The organism is Sciscionella marina DSM 45152 (assembly GCF_000379465.1).
GTDB classification, from domain to species: Bacteria; Actinomycetota; Actinomycetes; order Mycobacteriales; family Pseudonocardiaceae; genus Sciscionella; species Sciscionella marina.
Window position 1 is genome coordinate 23,761 of record NZ_KB905408.1, and the last position, 16,276, is coordinate 40,036.

Sequence of the window (16,276 nt, forward strand, 5' to 3'; positions counted from 1 at the left end):
CATTCGAAGGGAGGATGCGTGTCTGCTTCTGAGGACGGTGCCGCCATGTTCGCCCGTTACGCGTATCCGCCGAATGAGCTCGGTTACTGCGGGCCGCCTTCGGCGATTCCATACGACGCCCGGTTCACCGGCGAATCCGCTGTGCGGCTCGCCCGCCGGTTCGCTGGAGCCTGGTGTTATTTGCAGACCATCGCGTTCGCGACCGGGTATGCGAATCCACTCGACCGCGCGATCGTGGAGGCGTATTGGCTGGGTGGGCCGCTGCTCGAGCAGGTGGACGGCGAACTGTTCGCAAAGGCGCTGAGCGAACAGTTCCGGGGACAGCACGGAGCCCGCATGGCGGGACTGGCCGACGGCACCGCACGCGCGCACCACGGTTTCCACGTCTTCGAGGTCTATCCCTGGTCCGGAATGCTCGAGCACACCGAGGGGCCGGCTCTGACCATTCTGGACAACTGCCGGATCCGGTGGGGGACGGTGATCGGGCTGGATGGCGATCGGGCTTCCGTGCTCTCGAAGCCGTTGTGCTGGGACGGTGCACATCTGCACCTCGGCCAGGAACGTGTGGAACGTCCGCGCTGGCGGCAGTGGGAATCCGCACTGGTGGCCGGGCTGGCCGAAGGGGACGAGGTCGCGCTGCACTGGGACTGGGTGTGTGATCGACTCGGCCCGGAGCAGCTCGAGGCACTGCGCGACGGCACCGAGGCACAGCTTCGCAGGACCAGCAGGGCGATCGCCGCGCAAGACGGCCGGATGCGGCGTTCGGAATCCCGGCCGGTGGCCGCGTCAAGCCGTTCGGACAGCGGTATTTCCCGTGTGGCCCGTTTCGGATGAATTCTCAAGGTGGTGACATCATGCCGACAGAAACCGTGCCGGAGAATGCCGGTGCGCGCACCGAAGATCCGGTCATCCACATCCTCTGGATCAATGCCGGACTCAGCTGTGACGGTGATTCCGTCGCGCTCACCGCGGCGACCCAGCCGAGTATCGAGGAAATCGCGCTCGGCGCGCTTCCCGGCTTGCCCAACGTGGCGGTTCATTGGCCGCTGATCGACTTCGAATGCGGTTCGGAGAAGGGGGCCGATGATTTCCTCGAATGGTTCCGCAAGGCCGACCGCGGCGAGCTGGAGCCGTTCGTCCTCGTCGTCGAGGGATCGATCCCCAATGAGGAGATCAGCGGATCCGGCTATTGGTGCGGTTTCGGCAATGACGAGGAGACCGGGCAGCCGATCACCACGAACGAATGGCTCGACCGGTTGGCGCCCAAGGCTCTCGGTATCGTGGCCGTGGGCACCTGCGCCACCTATGGTGGTATCCATGCCATGGAAGGGAATCCGACCGGAGCCATGGGAGTTCCCGACTATCTGGGCTGGGACTGGAAGTCGAAGGCCGGGCTGCCGATCGTGTGCGTACCGGGCTGCCCGATCCACCCGGACAACCTGTCCGAGACCCTGACATATCTGCTTTACCAGGCCAGCGGCCAGGCGCCGATGATCCCGCTGGACGAGGCGCTGCGGCCGAGCTGGTTGTTCGGTAAGACCGTGCACGAGGGATGTGACCGTGCGGGCTACTACGAGCAGGGCGATTTCGCCCACGAATACGGCTCGGAGAAGTGCATCGTCAAGCTCGGCTGCTGGGGTCCGGTCGTGCGGTGCAACGTGCCGAAGCGGGGCTGGATCAACGGGATCGGCGGGTGCCCGAACGTCGGCGGCATCTGCATCGGCTGCACCATGCCGGGATTCCCCGACAAGTTCATGCCGTTCATGGACGAGCCACCGGGCGGAAAGCTGTCCACCACCGTCGTATCCGGCTACGGCTCGGTCATGCGTTCGTTGCGCGGGATCACCCGTAAGACTCTGGACAAGGAACCCAAGTGGCGCCAGCGCGGTCGGCAGCTGCTGACCGGTTACCGGCAGGAACGCTAGGACCGGGAACCGACCGCGCTCGAGCGGAGCCGCCAACCCTTCCCGACACGGCTTACGGAGGCCGCTGATGACATCCACGAAAGCCCAACACCGGCAGACCGAGAAGAAGCCCTCGGAGCCGAACCTCGTCGAGATGAACTGGGATCCGATCACCAGGATCGTGGGCAGTCTCGGGATCTACACCAAGGTCGACTTCGCCAACAACACCGTGGCGGAGTGCAAGAGCACCTCGTCGATCTTTCGCGGGTACAGCATCTTCATGAAGGGGAAGGACCCACGCGACGCGCACTTCATCACCAGCCGGATCTGCGGTATCTGCGGTGACAACCACGCGACCTGCTCGTGCTACGCGCAGAACATGACCTACGGCGTGAAACCACCGCATCTCGGCGAATGGATCGTCAATCTCGGTGAGGCCGCGGAATACATGTTCGACCACAACATCTTCCAGGAGAACCTGGTCGGGGTGGACTACTGCGAGAAGATGGTCTCCGAGACGAATCCCGGTGTACTCGCCAAGGCGGAGAACACCGCGGCGCCGAACGCCGCCGCGCACGGCTACCGCACCATCGCGGACATCATGCGTGCGCTCAACCCGTTCTCCGGGGACTTCTATCGCGAGGCGCTCCAGGTCAGCCGTTCGACCAGGGAGATGTTCTGCCTGATGGAAGGGCGGCACGTGCATCCTTCCACGCTGTACCCCGGTGGTGTCGGCACGGTGGCCACGATCCAGCTGATGACCGACTACATGACCAGGCTGATGCGCTATATCGAGTTCATGAAGCGCTCGGTGCCGATGCACGACGACCTGTTCGACTTCTTCTACGAGGCACTGCCCGGCTACGAACAGGTCGGCAACCGCCGGATATTGCTCGGCTGCTGGGGATCCTTCCAGGACCCCGAGGTGTGCAACTTCTCCTACAAGGACATGGTCGCCTGGGGCCGGCGGATGTTCGTCACCCCCGGTGTCGTCGTGGACGGCAAACTGGTCACCACCAGCCTCGTCGACATCAACCTCGGCATCCGTATCCTGCTCGGCAGCTCCTACTACGACGATTGGGAAGGCCAGGAGAAGTTCGTCAGCCACGATCCGCTCGGCAACCCGGTCGACGCGCGGCACCCGTGGAACCAGCACACCAACCCGCACCCGCAGCGCAGGGACCTGGACGACAAATACAGCTGGGTGATGTCACCGCGCTGGTTCGACGGGCACGACCACCTCGCGCTGGACACCGGAGGCGGGGCGCTGGCGAGGCTCTGGACGACGGCGCTGGCCGGGCTGGTCGAGACCGACCATCTCAAGGCAACCGGCTCGAGTGTCCAGATGGAGTTGCCCAAGACGGGACTGAAACCGGCCATGCGGCTGGAGTGGAAGATCCCGAAATGGAGCAACACACTCGAGCGAAACCGGGCCCGGACCTACTTCCAGGCGTACGCCGCGGTGTGCGCGCTGCATTTCGCGGAACAGGCGCTCGCCGAGATCCGCGCGGGCAACACCAAGACCTGGGAGCGGTTCGAGGTGCCGCAGGATGGGATCGGCTGCGGGTTCACCGAGGCAGTCCGCGGTGTCCTCTCACACCACATGGTCGTGCGCGACGGGAAGATCGCGAACTACCACCCGTACCCGCCGACGCCGTGGAACGCCAGCCCGCGCGACAACTACGGCACGCCGGGACCCTACGAGGACGCGGTGGCCGAGCAGCCGCTGTTCGAGGAGAACGACCGGGAGCACTTCAAGGGCATCGACATCATGCGCACCGTTCGCAGTTTCGATCCGTGTCTGCCGTGTGGGGTGCACATGTATCTCGGGAAGGGCAAATCGATCGAGCGGCTGCACTCGCCGAGTGGGAGCCCGGCCGAATGAACGGCGAACGGATCGAGGAACTGCTGGCTTCGTTCGCGGCCAACGGACCGCTCTCGCGGGCACGGGCTGAGGAATTGGTGCGGTTGGTCACCGAATTCCACGGTTCCGGCATCGAGCGGATCCTGGAGGTCGTGCACGAGACCGGCGCGCTCTCGACCGAGCTCCTCGACCGGCTCGCACGCGACGACCTGGTCTCGGGGCTTCTGCTGCTGCACGGACTACACCCCGATGACGCCCGCACACGCGTCGAGGAGGCGCTCGAGCGGGTACGTCCGTACCTGCGCTCGCACGGCGGTGAGGTGAAACTGCTCGAACTCACCGAGGACGGTGTCGCGCGACTGCGGCTGCTCGGCAACTGCCAGGGCTGCCCGTCCTCCTCGGTGACTCTGAAGCTGGCCGTCGAGGCAGCAGTGGAGGCGGCCGCTCCGGAGATCGAGCGGGTCGAGTCGGTGGACACCGGCGCCGAACGCGATGGCGCCTCGGTGATTCCGGCGGATTCCCTGCTGCAGCGGATGTTGCCCGCAGACAGCTCACCGGGAACGCACTGGGAGCCTGTCCGTGCGCCGGATCTGCCCTCCGGGGCGAGTGCCCCGATGACCGTGGGCGGTGTGGAGGTGCTGCTCTGCCACCTGGGTAGCACCATGTACGCCTACCGGGACCGGTGCGGCCAGTGCGGGCAGCGGCTCGGGCAGGTCGGTATCCCGATCGAGACCGGGACACTGACCTGCCCGCAGTGCGGCACCGGATTCGATGTCCGTAAAGCGGGAATCGCCGAGTTCGAGGCGGGTGTCCACCTCGACCCCTTGCCGTTACTCGAATCGGATGGTCAGCTGGAGATCGCGCTGCCGAAAGCGGTCCCGGCATGACGGTCGGGGAGTGGTTCTCGGTCGGCACGGCGGTGCGGTCGTTGCGGATGGCGCTGCGCGGAGACATCGGGGAGGGCGAGGCGGTCGTCGAACGGTGTCAGATGTGCGCCGAGCGAATCGAGGAACACCACGGGCACGTGGTCGATCTCGACTCACGCCGGTTGTTGTGCACTTGCCGACCGTGCGCGCTGCTGTTCGACACCGACGCGTCCGCCGGGCACTACCGCACGATCCCGCAGCGGTATCTCGCTTTCCCGGAATTCGTGCTGGACCGGGTTCAGTGGGAGGCGCTGCAGATCCCGGTGGGGCTGGCGTTCTTCTTTCACAACTCCCGGCTCGGCCGCACGGTCGCGTGCTATCCCAGTCCGGCAGGGGCCACCGAATCCGAACTGCCGATCGAGGCGTGGGAGAACATTCTGGCGGCCAACCCCCGGCTGCGCACTGCCATGCCCGATGTGGAGGCCGTCCTCGTGGCGGACGCGGGTGCGGAGAATCTCGCCCCGCCGAGCGAGGACGGCGGTTTCGCCTGCTTCCTGGTGCCCATCGACAGCTGCTACGAGCTGGTCGGGCATCTGCGCATGAGCTGGCGCGGATTCGACGGTGGACAGGAGGCCAGGGAGCGGCTGGAAGGGTTTTTCACCGAACTGCGCGGCAAATGCCGGCCCGTCGAGGTGTGCGAGGCGCGATGACCCAGCTGCGGTTCGAGGTGCTCGATATCCACGCGCAACGGTACGCCGTCGTGCCGATACTGCAGGTCCGGGTGCGCATCCAGGAAAACACCGGCGAACGGGTACACGCCATGCTGTTGCGTGCCCAGGTGCGCATCGACGCGCAACGCAGGCACTACGACGAAACCGAACGGACCGGACTGGCCGATCTGTTCGGCGAACCGTCCCGGTGGGGGCGCACACTCAAACCCTTTCTGTGGACCCACTGCGCGGCGGCTGTGCCGGGATTCCAGGAGACCACGGAGGTCGAGCTCCCGATCCCGGCGACCTACGACTTCGAATGTACCGCCGCCAAATACCTGCACACGCTCGGCACGGGAGAGGTTCCGTTGTCGCTGAGCTTCGCCGGGACCGTGTTCGTCCGGGGAACGAGCGGTTTCGGCGTCGAACAGATCGCTTGGCACCACGATGTCGAGCACCGGATGCCGGTCGAGGTGTGGCATGCGCTGATCGCCGAGCACTACCCGGACACCGGCTGGATTCGATTGCGCCATGACACCGTGGCCGCGCTGCACCGGTTCAAGGCCGAGCGGGGACTGCTCGATCTCGACGAGGCATGCACCACGCTGCTGGCCCGATCGCAGGCGCATGCGCCATGACCGAAGATCCGTTCGCGGGCGCGCGCGCCGTCGCCGACGCGGTCCTCTACGAGGGATACCTGCTATATCCCTACCGGGCCTCGGCGGCGAAAAACCAGATCCGCTGGCAGTTCGGCGTTCTCGGGCCACCGAGCCCTGCCGGCGCGGTGCCCGTCGAACCGTCGACCATGGCCACCGACTGTCTCATCGAAGGAACCGGCGGCGGGCAGATCGCGATCCGCGCCCGGTTCCTCCAGCTGCAGGCACGCACCGTGCAACGGTGCGCCGGGGAGCGCCGGTTCGTCGCAACCGAGGAGCTGCACGGCACGGACGGTTCCTGGGTGAACTGGGACGAGGCCCACGAACACGAGAGGAATCTCGGCTGGTTCGACCTCGATGCGCTGACCACGACCGCGCAGAGCGTCCCGATCTCGGTGCCGGGCGGAGTGGACCTCGAAGACCAGCACGGCGATTCGGGTGCGGTCATCGGTCGGCTCGTCCGACGTCGCTGGGCGGCGGAGGCCGTGCTGCGGGTCAGCTGTGCAGCGGGCACCGGACCGGTGCGCAGACTGCGCCTCGAACTTCGCAACACCACGGGCAGCGGGGCGGTCGAGGAACCGACCGAGCCCGACGACCGCCATACCGACGACCGCACGCGTGCGCTGCGGCACGCTCTGCTCAGCGCCCACTTGGTGCTGCACGCCGAGAACGCCCGGTTCGCTTCGGTGATCGATCCTCCTCCGTGGGCCGGGGCCGCCGCGGCGCGCTGCCGCAGTGACCGGCTCTGGCCCGTACTGCTCGGGGAGCCTGAATCCGCGGATACCGTCCTGGCCGCCCCGATCATCCTGCCCGATCATCCCCGGATCGCCGAACACAGCCGTGGTGCGCTTTTCGACTCCACCGAGATCGACGAACTGCTCTCGTTGCGGGTGATGACGATGACCGAGGAAGAGAAGCGCCAAGCCAGGGCCACCGATCCGCGCGCGGCCGAGATCGTCGACCGCTGCGAGCACATGAGTGCCGCCGATCTCGCGCGGATGCACGGCATCGGCACGCTCGCCGGGGGCGCGCCGGAGCCGGTACCCACCTGGTACACCCCGGCCGAGACCGGCGGTGCACCATGGTGGGATCCGGCGGTCGACGCCGCGGTCGATCCCGCGAGCGACACCGTCGAGGTCGACGGGGTGGCCATCGGACGGGGGAGCGCGGTCCTGCTGCGTCCCGGTGCCCGGGCCGACGCGCAGGACCTGTTCTTCGCCGGTCAGGTGGCCACCGTGGTCGGAGTGCACCACGACGTCGACGGCAGAATCCACCTCGCCGTATTGCTGCGCGACGACCCGGCCAGCGAACTGCACGAGTGGTACGGGCGGTACCTGTACTTCGGCACCGGAGAAGTCGAGCCGCTCCCTGCCGAGGGGAAGGAAGCGATGTGATGAAAGAACGCGTCCTCGTCGCCGGTATCGGCAACATCTTCCTCGGCGACGACGGTTTCGGCAGCGAGGTCGCGAGCGCCCTGGCCGCCGAGGGCCTGCCCGCGCATGTGCGCCTCGTCGACTACGGCATACGGGGAATGCATCTCGCCTACGATCTGCTCGACGGATTCGCGGCCCTGGTCCTCGTCGACGCCATACCCGGAGAGCAACGGCCCGGCGCCGTCCACGTACTGGAGATCACCGAGGAACACCTCGAGACGCACGGCGGGCTCGACGCGCACGGTATGCATCCCGGCGCGGTGCTCGCGAGCTGCCGGATGCTCGGCGGCCGCCTGCCACGTACCTTCCTCGTCGGCTGCCGCCCGGAGCGGATCTCGGAGGGGATCGGGCTTTCCGCACCGGTCGCGCAGGCGGTGCCGACCGCGCTCGCCGCGATCCGCTCACTGCTCGAGCACGAACTGGCCGACCTCGCCGCGACGGCGGGGTGACCATCGAGGAAAGGAGAGAACCCATGCGCAAGATCGGCAAACTCACCACCATGATGCTGCTCATCGGGCTCGGCGCCGCGGTGGTGCTCGGGATCCGTTCCGTCCCGGACGTCAAACGCTACCAGCGTATCCGGGACATGTAGGCAGGAGCGGGCAATGTGCCTGGGTATTCCCGGCTGCGTCGTCGAACTCGCCCCCGACAACGACCAACTCGCCGTGGTCGAGGTCGCGGGGGCACGGCGAACAGTGAACATCGGCCTGCTCGAACCGGCGGCGATCGGGCCCGGCGACTGGATCGTGATCCACATGGGCTTCGCCATGGAACGGGTGGAGCCCGAGCAGGCCGCCGCCGCGCTCGCCGGACTGGAGACGATCGGGCGCCCGGACGCCGAGCTGCCCGGCAGACCGGTTCGTGAGGGGAACGGATAGGAGGTGGGGCCATGCACGAGCTCGCGATCAGCGAACAGATCGTGGAAGGTGTCGCCGAGCGGATGGGCACCGCCAGGATCGTCGGCGTGCGCCTCGAAGTCGGCAAGCTCTCCGGCGTGCTTCCGGACGCACTGCGCTTCTGTTTCGAGCTCGCGACCGAAGGAACGACACTCGAGGGCGCCCGCCTGGATATCGAGGAACCGGATGCGCGAGCGCACTGCCGAGGTTGCGGTGCGGACTTCAGCACCGCGGATCAGATCGTGCTGTGCGCCTGCGGAAGCGCCGAGGTGGACCTGCGTTCCGGTACCCAACTCCGTATCAGATCGGTTGAGGTGATGTGACATGTGCGCGACATGCGGCTGCTCGGACGAAGCAGGGGTACGGGTGGACGGCACCGCCCTGCCGCACGAGCATTCCCACGAGCACGGGCATTCCCATCATCACGAGCCCGAACGGACGCTCAGGACGGTGTCGCTCGAACAGGACGTGCTCGCCAAGAACGCCGCGCTCGCCGAACGCAACCGCGGATGGCTGGCCGCCAGACACATCGCGGCGATCAATCTGATGAGCTCGCCAGGGTCCGGCAAGACCACCCTGCTCGAGCGCACCGTCGCGGAAGCAACCGGCTTGTCGATCACGGTGATCGAAGGGGACCAGGAAACCCCCATCGACGCCGACCGGATCCGGGCCGGTGGTACTCCGACGGTCCAGATCAATACCGGTGCGGGCTGTCACCTCGACGCCGAGATGTTCGCGGGAGGCCTGCGCGCCCTCGATCCGCAGGAGGGCGCGGTGGTGCTGATCGAGAACGTCGGCAACCTCGTCTGCCCGGCGCTGTTCGACCTCGGTGAGCAGGCCAGGGTGGTGCTGATGTCGGTGACCGAAGGGGCGGACAAGCCGCTGAAGTACCCGCACATGTTCCGGGGCGCGGACCTGGTGGTGCTCAACAAGGTCGACTTGGTGACATACGTGGATTTCGACGAGGACCGCTTTCACGCCGATTTGCGCACGATCAACCCGTCCGCCCCGGTGCAGCGGGTATCCGCCACCCGCGGAACGGGTATGCGGGACTGGTTCGCCTGGCTGACCGAGCAGGCCCATTCGGCTGGGGCGGCCGCTGAACCGATCCTGCCGTGATTCGGCCGCCGACCGAAACAAGCGTCACGGAGTGGGTGCCAGGGTGCCCGCGCGGTCCCGGGCGCCCGCGATGACGGCCTGACCGAAGCTGATCCCGCCGTCGTTGCACGGGACCCTTGCCTGTGTGAGCACCGTGAAACCCTGTTCCCTCAACCGGTGCAGGCATGCCCCGGTCAGCAGCGTGTTGGCGAACACCCCGCCGGACAAGGCCACTGTTTCGTGCCCGGTACGCTCGCGGATCAGGGCGCAACCGGACGCGATCGCACTGGCCAGTCCATGGTGGAATCTCGCCGCCGACACCTCGACCGGTGTCCCGGACAGATGGTCCTCGGTGACCGCGCGGATCAGCCCACCGGTATCGAGCTGGAACGGTTCCGCCGTGCCGATGGTGACCGGGTAGGCATCGTGTTCCCGGCGGTCGGCCAGCTGTTCCAGCTCGACCGCGGCCTGCCCCTCGTAGTGCACCGAGTCCCGGACACCCAGGATCGCGGCCACCGCGTCGAACAGCCGCCCGGCGCTGGAGGTGCGCGGACTGTTGAATCCGCGCCGGAGCATGGTCAGCACCGCGTCCCACTCCTGCTCGTGCCGATCGTGCAGGCCGAGCTTTTCCGGCACCGCTCCGTCGAACGCGGCGTCGAGATGGGCCAGGGCCATTCGCCAGGGATGACGGATAGCGGCGGCGCCCCCGGGCATCGGGACCGGGCTCAGCAGACCGGCGCGGTCGAATCCGAGTAGATCGGCGAGCAGGAACTCGCCGCCCCAGATGGTGCCGTCCGTGCCGAAACCCGTGCCGTCGAAGGCAACTCCGATCACCGACTCCGTGCGCTCGTTGTCGGCCAGACAGGATGCGATGTGCGCGTGATGGTGTTGCACACCGACCGTCGCGAGACCGTTCAGGGTTCGTGCGTGCTTGGTGGACAGGTACTCCGGGTGCAGATCGAAGGCGACCACTTCCGGTGTGATCTCGAACAGGCGGCCGAACTGCTCGATGCCCTCGGTGAACGAGCGCAGTGTCTCCAGGTTCTCCAGATCACCGATATGATGCGAGATGAATGCGCGGCTGCCTTGCGCGAGGCAGAACGTATTCTTCAATTCCGCACCACAAGCCAGCACCGCCCGGGGAAAGCCGGCGGCCACGCGCAGTGGTTCGGGCACATAACCACGGGAGCGGCGGATCACGCATTCCGCGCCGCGTCCGGTGGGATCGGGGCGCACGACGGAATCATCGGTGCGGGTATGGATCGGCCGGTCGTGCATGAGGAATCCGTCCGCGATCGGTGCCAATCGCTCGATGGCGTCCTCGTCACGGTAGGCGATCGGCTCGTCCGAGACGTTGCCACTGGTCAGCACGATCGGCCCGCCGAAGATGCCCAGCAGCAGGTGATGCAGTGGAGTGTAGGGCAGCATCACACCGAGTTCCCGGTTCCGCGGTGCCACCGAGGCGGCAACGACCGCATCCGGCCGTCTCGGCAGCAACACGATCGGTCGGCGTCTGCTCGTCAGCACCGGCTCCTCGGCGCGCTCCAGTCGGCACAGCTCGCGCGCGGCATCGACATCGGCGACCATGACCGCGAACGCCTTGTCTTCCCGGTGTTTGCGGGAGCGCAGCGCCGCACACGCCCGTTCCGCGCGCGCATCGGTGGCCAGGTGATAACCACCGAGCCCTTTCACCGCCAGCACGCCGCCTTCGCGCAGCAGCGCGGCCGCCCCCGCGACCGGGTCCGCGCCTGACTCCTGTCCCGCCGCGTCGACCAGGCGCAGTCGCGGACCACAGTCGGGACAGCACACCGGTTGCGCGTGGAACCGGCGATCGGCCGGGTCATGATACTCGCGGGCGCACCGCGGGCACAGCGCGAAACCGGCCATCGTCGTCGACGGGCGGTCGTAGGGAATCCCGGTGACGATGGTGAAGCGCGGCCCGCAATTCGTGCAGTTGGTGAACGCGTAGCCGAACCGCCGATCGGTGGGATCGGCGAGCTCCGCCAAACAATCGGCGCAGGTGGCGCTGTCCGCGGCGATCAGCGTGTCACGATGTCCTGCATCGGTGCTCTCCACGATGCGGAAACCCGGTTCGGCGCGGACGGGAACGACCGTACTGTGCACCTCGTCCACTGCCGCCAGTGGTGGAGGTTCCGCCTCGAGAGCGTGGACGAACCGCTCGACCGCCGTAACCGCCCCCTCGATTTCGGCGAACACCCCATGCACATCATTACCGACGAAACCGGCCAACCCGAGCCGGGTCGCCAGGCCGTAGACGAACGGGCGGAAACCCACCCCTTGCACGACACCGGTGACCCGGACCCTGAGCCGGACCCGTTGCTCCATGGCTCCAGTCTGCACCCAGTCGAGCCGCGTGGCAGCCGCCGACACGATCGGGTCGACGGCACTGTGCCGTGATTCCGCGTCGTACCGCCCGCGCTCGTCGTGCGATGGCCTGTCGGCACCCGCCACCGGACCGCTGCTCGGTTTACCGGCCGATCTGCTCACCGTGGGCGAATACCGCGTTCCTGCGCTCTCCGGGATCACGAGCCGAGCGGAGCGCCCTGGTGTCCACTGTCCACAGACTCGTGCAGTCAGGGCACTGCAAACAGACGCGCGAACCCCTGTTACTCAGTAGGTATTGCCAGTGCCGCGCACAGTTCACACCGTCGAGGCAGTCGGCACAATCGCCGCCATGGTCGCAGGATGCACAGGGAAGCCAAGCACGGCGCGCGAGCTCGGCGCCCGGATCGAGTGGCAGGCGAGCACGCGTGGAACACGACGCCAGGTGGCGCCGTGTCTCGGCATCCCAGGACCGGTGCGTCATTCGGTTTCCTCACCTCGTCGTCGATTCGATGAACAGCAGGCTTCTCGATCTGCTGAAATTAGGCAAGGCTAACTTTACTGACTTCACGGGTGCAACGGTGCCCTGCGTCACCCACGGCCCTGTCGTGACGTTGGCTCGGACGTGCCGATGAACAGGGAGCCGGGGCCGCGTGTTGCGTTGATCGGGCACTTCTTTTGTGCTGTCCGCGCATCCCCGCACATCGGTCAGCCCTGGTGTTCCAGCCGACGATGGGGGCTCCGTGGCGTGGCCCGCTCGTCGAGGTATCGCAGCAGCCGACCCAGGAGGTTCTGGCCGGGACCACGGTTGGGCCCACCTATGGCTACGACACTGGGATGATCGCGGGTGCCGTGCGACCGGCAGCCGGTGGCGAGAAAGATGTCACCGGCGTTGGTGATCGTGCGGGTTTCGGGTGCCGTCGAAACGACCGGGCCGTAGACAAGCCGTCGTGGTGCTGGAGTGTGGCTGAAGTCGTGTCGGCGCCCGGGGAGGACCGGACGAGGTACTGACCGTGATCGTCGCTTGCGGGGTGTGTTGGACCGGGCTGGGTGAGGAGGTGTTGGTTCGGCTGGCGTGATCGCAAAACTCCGTGTCGGCCGAGCGGTTGATCGAGTATCTGTACTCACATGAACACTGTGACCGAGCTCGCCGACGGGATGCTTGCCCTGCTCCACCACGAGAGTCCGGTGCGGGCCTCCTTGCTCGGAGTCCGCGGGCATGACCACAGATTGGCTGATCTCAGCACAGGGGCCGGTCTTGCGCACAGGGCTCACGCCGAGTACATCGCCCAGCGTGCGAGCAGCCTCGATGGACTCGGCGAACAGGACGTCGTGACCCGGGCTGTCGTCGTGGAGCAGGCGAAGGCTCTGGTGACACGAGTGGACGCCGAACTGATCGAACACACGCTTGCGTTTCAGCTGACCGCGCCCGCCGGATCGCTGCTGCATGGCCTCGCGCTGCTGCGGCCTGCGGGAGATGAGGCGGAGCGTTCCTATCTGACCAGGTTGGCCGCGATTCCCAGCTATCTCGCGGATGCCGCGCAGCGTCACCGTGCAGGAATGGCCTCGGGCAGGCTTCCGGTTGCCTACCTGGGGCGCGTCGCCGTCGCCGCTCTCGACCAGTACCTTGCCGCCCCGGAGCGCGATCCGCTTCGCGAGCCGGGTTTGACCGGCTCGCGTGCCACCGAGCGTGACGAGCTCCTGGAACACGTAGTCCGTCCGGCGTTCGCCCGCTACCGTGACGTGATCGACACCGAGGTCGTACCGCGTGGAAGGCCGACGGAAAAGCCGGGCCTGTGTTGGTTGCCGGACGGGCAGATGGTGTACGCGGCGCTGTGTCGGGAGCATACGACCACCGGACACACGCCGGACGAGCTGCACCAGACAGGCTTGGACCTCATCGAGGAGCTTGCCGGAGAGTACGTCGAGATCGGTTCTCGGGTCTTCGGTGCCGTAACCGCCGAGGAGGTACATGACCGGCTCCGCACGGACCCGGCGTTGCGGTGGCAGGCCCCAGAGGAGGTCCTGGCCACCGCACGCGAGACGGTCGGGCGCGCCGAGCGAACGGCCCCGGGCTGGTTCGGGCGGCTGCCCACCGGACATTGCGTCGTGGAGCCCGTTCCGGAAAACGAAGCGCCCGCCGTGTCCGCCTACTACAACCGACCCGCGTTGGACGGTTCCCGCCCGGGAACGTATTTCGCCAACACCTACCGGGCCCAGGAACGTGACCGGTTCACCGCGGAGGCGGTGGCGTTCCACGAGGCCGTTCCGGGGCACCATTTCCAGCTGGCGCTCGCGCAGGAGATCCACGGGCTGCCGATGCTTCGCCGTCTCGCGGACATCACTGCCTACGTCGAGGGGTGGGCGCTTTACGCCGAACGGCTTGCCGATGAGATGGGGCTGTATACCGGTAGCCTCGCAAGACTGGGCATGCTTGCCGAGGATTCCCTGCGTGCGGCCAGGTTGGTCGTCGACACCGGGCTGCACGCACGAGGCTGGAGTCGCCGGCACGCGGTCGAGTTCCTGCGTACGCACACCCTGCTGTCCGAAGCAGACGTGCAGGCTGAGATCGACCGCTACATCGAGTGGCCAGGCCAAGCGTTGTCGTACATGATGGGGCGCCTGGAGATCCAGCGCCTGCGAGCCGTGGCCGAGCACCGACTCGGCACGAAGTTCGAACTCAAGGCATTTCACGACCTCGTTCTCACCAACGGCCCATTGCCGATGACCGTGTTGGCCGGGGTCGTCGACAACTGGATCGACACTGTGCGGTGATCAACGCCACCGACGCGCCACGGCGTCGCCGATGCGGGGCAGCGCGGAGTAGCGGAGTCGTGTAGATCCCACCGATTGCCGGGTCAGCTCGGTGTCCGGGCACTTGTCGCGGGGCACGGGATCTTGTCCGGACGGGCGGCGGGTGAGCAACACCGTGCCTTGGCTACGGTCGGCGAGCAGCCGACCGACCGCAACCAGGTACGGAAGTGTAAGCGATGCCCGTACACAACCACACTGGCCAGGCTGTCGCCGGCCTGCGGCGCGCTGAGAGCGTTCACCAGGACGTGCTGGGATTGAAATTATGGTTCGAGTTCTGATTCGAGAGGAATTCCCCATTCGCAGCGGTGAGAGCCGCCGAATACGGCGATCACACGATCGAAGACAGCATCGGCGCAGGCGTGCTGATCCGCGATCCGAGGGACAGCTCACCGAATTACTGGACAGCAGTTTCCGTGACGTGCTGCCAACACACGCGTTGCTCAGCGGGTAGAAACCAGCATGCAGTCAACCGGGCCGAACTGTTGGCCGTGGACCGGTCGCAAAACGATGTGGTGAGGATCTGATACAGCGTACACACGTACTTATGTAGGGCCGCGACTTTCGCCGCAGAGAGATCAAAATCAGGATGGCCGTGAGACCGTCCACGCCGGGCGTATTCGCACCTCGGTTTCCCGCGACCCTGGTGAACGCCACGATCAGCGTAGCCGGGTCATACACGAAGTTGGACACATCGTCGAACCTGCGGCCAGGATCGGCCGCGGCTCAACGGTGCAGCTCGGCCTGCATCTCCGATACCCGTTGCCGTGGCCCTTTCGGAACCTCGGCCGGGGGCATCACCGTGCAGTAGTGCGTCTTTCGGCATGACAGCCACCATCTCCTCCGCTGTCGCCCTTCCCCATGCACCAGGCTTTCCCTGACTCGGAGTACTACGGCGACTCCGCCCCACTCCAGACTGATCGGTTGACGATGAACCCAGCCCATACCTCCACAATGGACTTGTGGAGGTGGGCGAAATCCGAAGTGGTTCCCGTGTTCACTGTGGTTCGCTTGATCGAGGAGGAGCCCGACTCTGCCCCAGCGGCCTCGCTACGCTTACGCCGCAGACCCTTCAGCGCAGCCTTCCGGCGGCCCGTTTCAAGACTCACCCGGATTTGCCCCCGCAGGGACGTGCACCGCACCCGGCCCATATCCACCAGATTTGAGCCGATTTCAGCGTTGTGGGACGTTACGACATCGGTTCCTCGCGTACTCCTCTCGATCCTGCTCGCCGGACCCGCATCAGCTGGCAGTACTGACACGTCCCGGCTTTGTCAGGGCTGAGCAACCCCGCAACATGCCGCACCGCAGCCATCAAGTCCAGATGCTCGGGCCTGGCCTCATCGAGCATCCGCAACGCACCCTCACGCAGCTCCGGCGAGTACCTCTGATTCGTCGTGTTGTTCGGCCAACACGGCGCCGACGAGGCGGACGATGGCGGCGCGGTCGGGGAAGATCCCGGCGACATCGGTGCGGCGTCGGATTTCCTTGTTCAACCGTTTTTGCGGGTTATTCGACCAGATCTGCCGCCAGATCTGTTTCGGAAACCCGGTGAACGACAACAGCTCCGCCCGCGCTTGGTCGAGATGATCGGCCACTCTCGGGAGTTTCTCGGCGAGTGCGTCGAGCATCCGATCGTATTGCGCCACAACGCTTTCCGTGTCCGCCTGGTCGAACACCGAGTGCCACAACGTC

14 protein-coding genes and 1 pseudogene are annotated in these 16,276 nt (G+C 66.5%); 13 read left to right on the forward strand and 2 right to left on the reverse strand.

Annotation, left to right across the window (positions count from 1 at the left end; genetic code table 11):
* Positions 1-18: 18 nt before the first annotated feature.
* From A37U_RS45820 to hypB, 12 genes are all read left to right on the forward strand, one after another.
* Positions 19-834: a DUF6390 family protein gene (locus A37U_RS45820; protein ID WP_205623053.1), complete on the forward strand. Its 816-nt coding sequence runs from the start codon at positions 19-21 to the stop codon at positions 832-834.
* Between the two features lie 20 nt (positions 835-854).
* Positions 855-1,925 carry an NADH-quinone oxidoreductase subunit B family protein gene (locus A37U_RS0128815; RefSeq protein ID WP_020500147.1) on the forward strand — a complete coding sequence of 357 codons (1,071 nt, stop codon included), beginning with the start codon at positions 855-857 and terminating at the stop codon, positions 1,923-1,925.
* Between the two features lie 67 nt (positions 1,926-1,992).
* Positions 1,993-3,789 carry a nickel-dependent hydrogenase large subunit gene (locus A37U_RS0128820; RefSeq protein WP_020500148.1) on the forward strand — a complete coding sequence of 599 codons (1,797 nt, stop codon included), beginning with the start codon at positions 1,993-1,995 and terminating at the stop codon, positions 3,787-3,789.
* Positions 3,786-4,655, forward strand: coding sequence for a NifU family protein (locus A37U_RS0128825; RefSeq protein ID WP_020500149.1), 870 nt, complete (start codon positions 3,786-3,788; stop codon positions 4,653-4,655). Before A37U_RS0128820 ends, A37U_RS0128825 begins: the two co-directional genes overlap by 4 nt.
* Entirely contained in the window at positions 4,652-5,344 is a 693-nt protein-coding gene (locus A37U_RS0128830) for a DUF5947 family protein (protein ID WP_020500150.1), read from the forward strand. Before A37U_RS0128825 ends, A37U_RS0128830 begins: the two co-directional genes overlap by 4 nt.
* The gene (locus tag A37U_RS0128835) at positions 5,341-5,982 is read left to right on the forward strand and encodes a DUF6084 family protein (RefSeq protein ID WP_020500151.1); all 642 of its coding nucleotides are present in this window, start codon (positions 5,341-5,343) and stop codon (positions 5,980-5,982) included. The genes A37U_RS0128830 and A37U_RS0128835 overlap by 4 nt, the downstream gene beginning before the upstream one ends.
* The gene (locus tag A37U_RS0128840; protein WP_020500152.1) at positions 5,979-7,394 is read left to right on the forward strand and encodes a hypothetical protein; all 1,416 of its coding nucleotides are present in this window, start codon (positions 5,979-5,981) and stop codon (positions 7,392-7,394) included. The genes A37U_RS0128835 and A37U_RS0128840 overlap by 4 nt, the downstream gene beginning before the upstream one ends.
* A complete protein-coding gene (locus tag A37U_RS0128845; RefSeq protein ID WP_020500153.1) occupies positions 7,394-7,882 on the forward strand; it encodes a hydrogenase maturation protease in 489 nt (162 codons plus the stop codon). Before A37U_RS0128840 ends, A37U_RS0128845 begins: the two co-directional genes overlap by 1 nt.
* A gap of 23 nt (positions 7,883-7,905) precedes the next feature.
* Complete coding sequence (locus A37U_RS55095; protein ID WP_020500154.1) at positions 7,906-8,025, forward strand: DUF6893 family small protein; 120 nt, start codon at positions 7,906-7,908, stop codon at positions 8,023-8,025.
* Positions 8,026-8,038: 13 nt separating this feature from the next.
* A complete protein-coding gene (locus A37U_RS0128855) occupies positions 8,039-8,311 on the forward strand; it encodes a HypC/HybG/HupF family hydrogenase formation chaperone (RefSeq protein ID WP_020500155.1) in 273 nt (90 codons plus the stop codon).
* An 11-nt stretch (positions 8,312-8,322) separates the two neighbouring features.
* A complete protein-coding gene (locus A37U_RS0128860; protein WP_020500156.1) occupies positions 8,323-8,652 on the forward strand; it encodes a hydrogenase maturation nickel metallochaperone HypA/HybF in 330 nt (109 codons plus the stop codon).
* Position 8,653: 1 nt separating this feature from the next.
* Complete coding sequence (gene hypB / locus A37U_RS0128865) at positions 8,654-9,448, forward strand: hydrogenase nickel incorporation protein HypB (RefSeq protein ID WP_026197712.1); 795 nt, start codon at positions 8,654-8,656, stop codon at positions 9,446-9,448.
* A 24-nt stretch (positions 9,449-9,472) separates the two neighbouring features.
* Here hypB and hypF read toward each other — a convergent pair whose 3' ends face one another.
* A complete protein-coding gene (gene hypF / locus A37U_RS0128870; RefSeq protein ID WP_026197713.1) occupies positions 9,473-11,773 on the reverse strand; it encodes a carbamoyltransferase HypF in 2,301 nt (766 codons plus the stop codon).
* A 1,125-nt stretch (positions 11,774-12,898) separates the two neighbouring features.
* Here hypF and A37U_RS0128875 point away from each other — a divergent pair.
* Positions 12,899-14,545, forward strand: a complete 1,647-nt coding sequence (locus A37U_RS0128875; RefSeq protein WP_020500159.1) for a DUF885 domain-containing protein — start codon at positions 12,899-12,901, stop codon at positions 14,543-14,545.
* Positions 14,546-15,972: 1,427 nt separating this feature from the next.
* Here A37U_RS0128875 and A37U_RS45825 read toward each other — a convergent pair.
* A pseudogene (locus A37U_RS45825) lies at positions 15,973-16,276 on the reverse strand (IS256 family transposase); the annotation flags it as partial.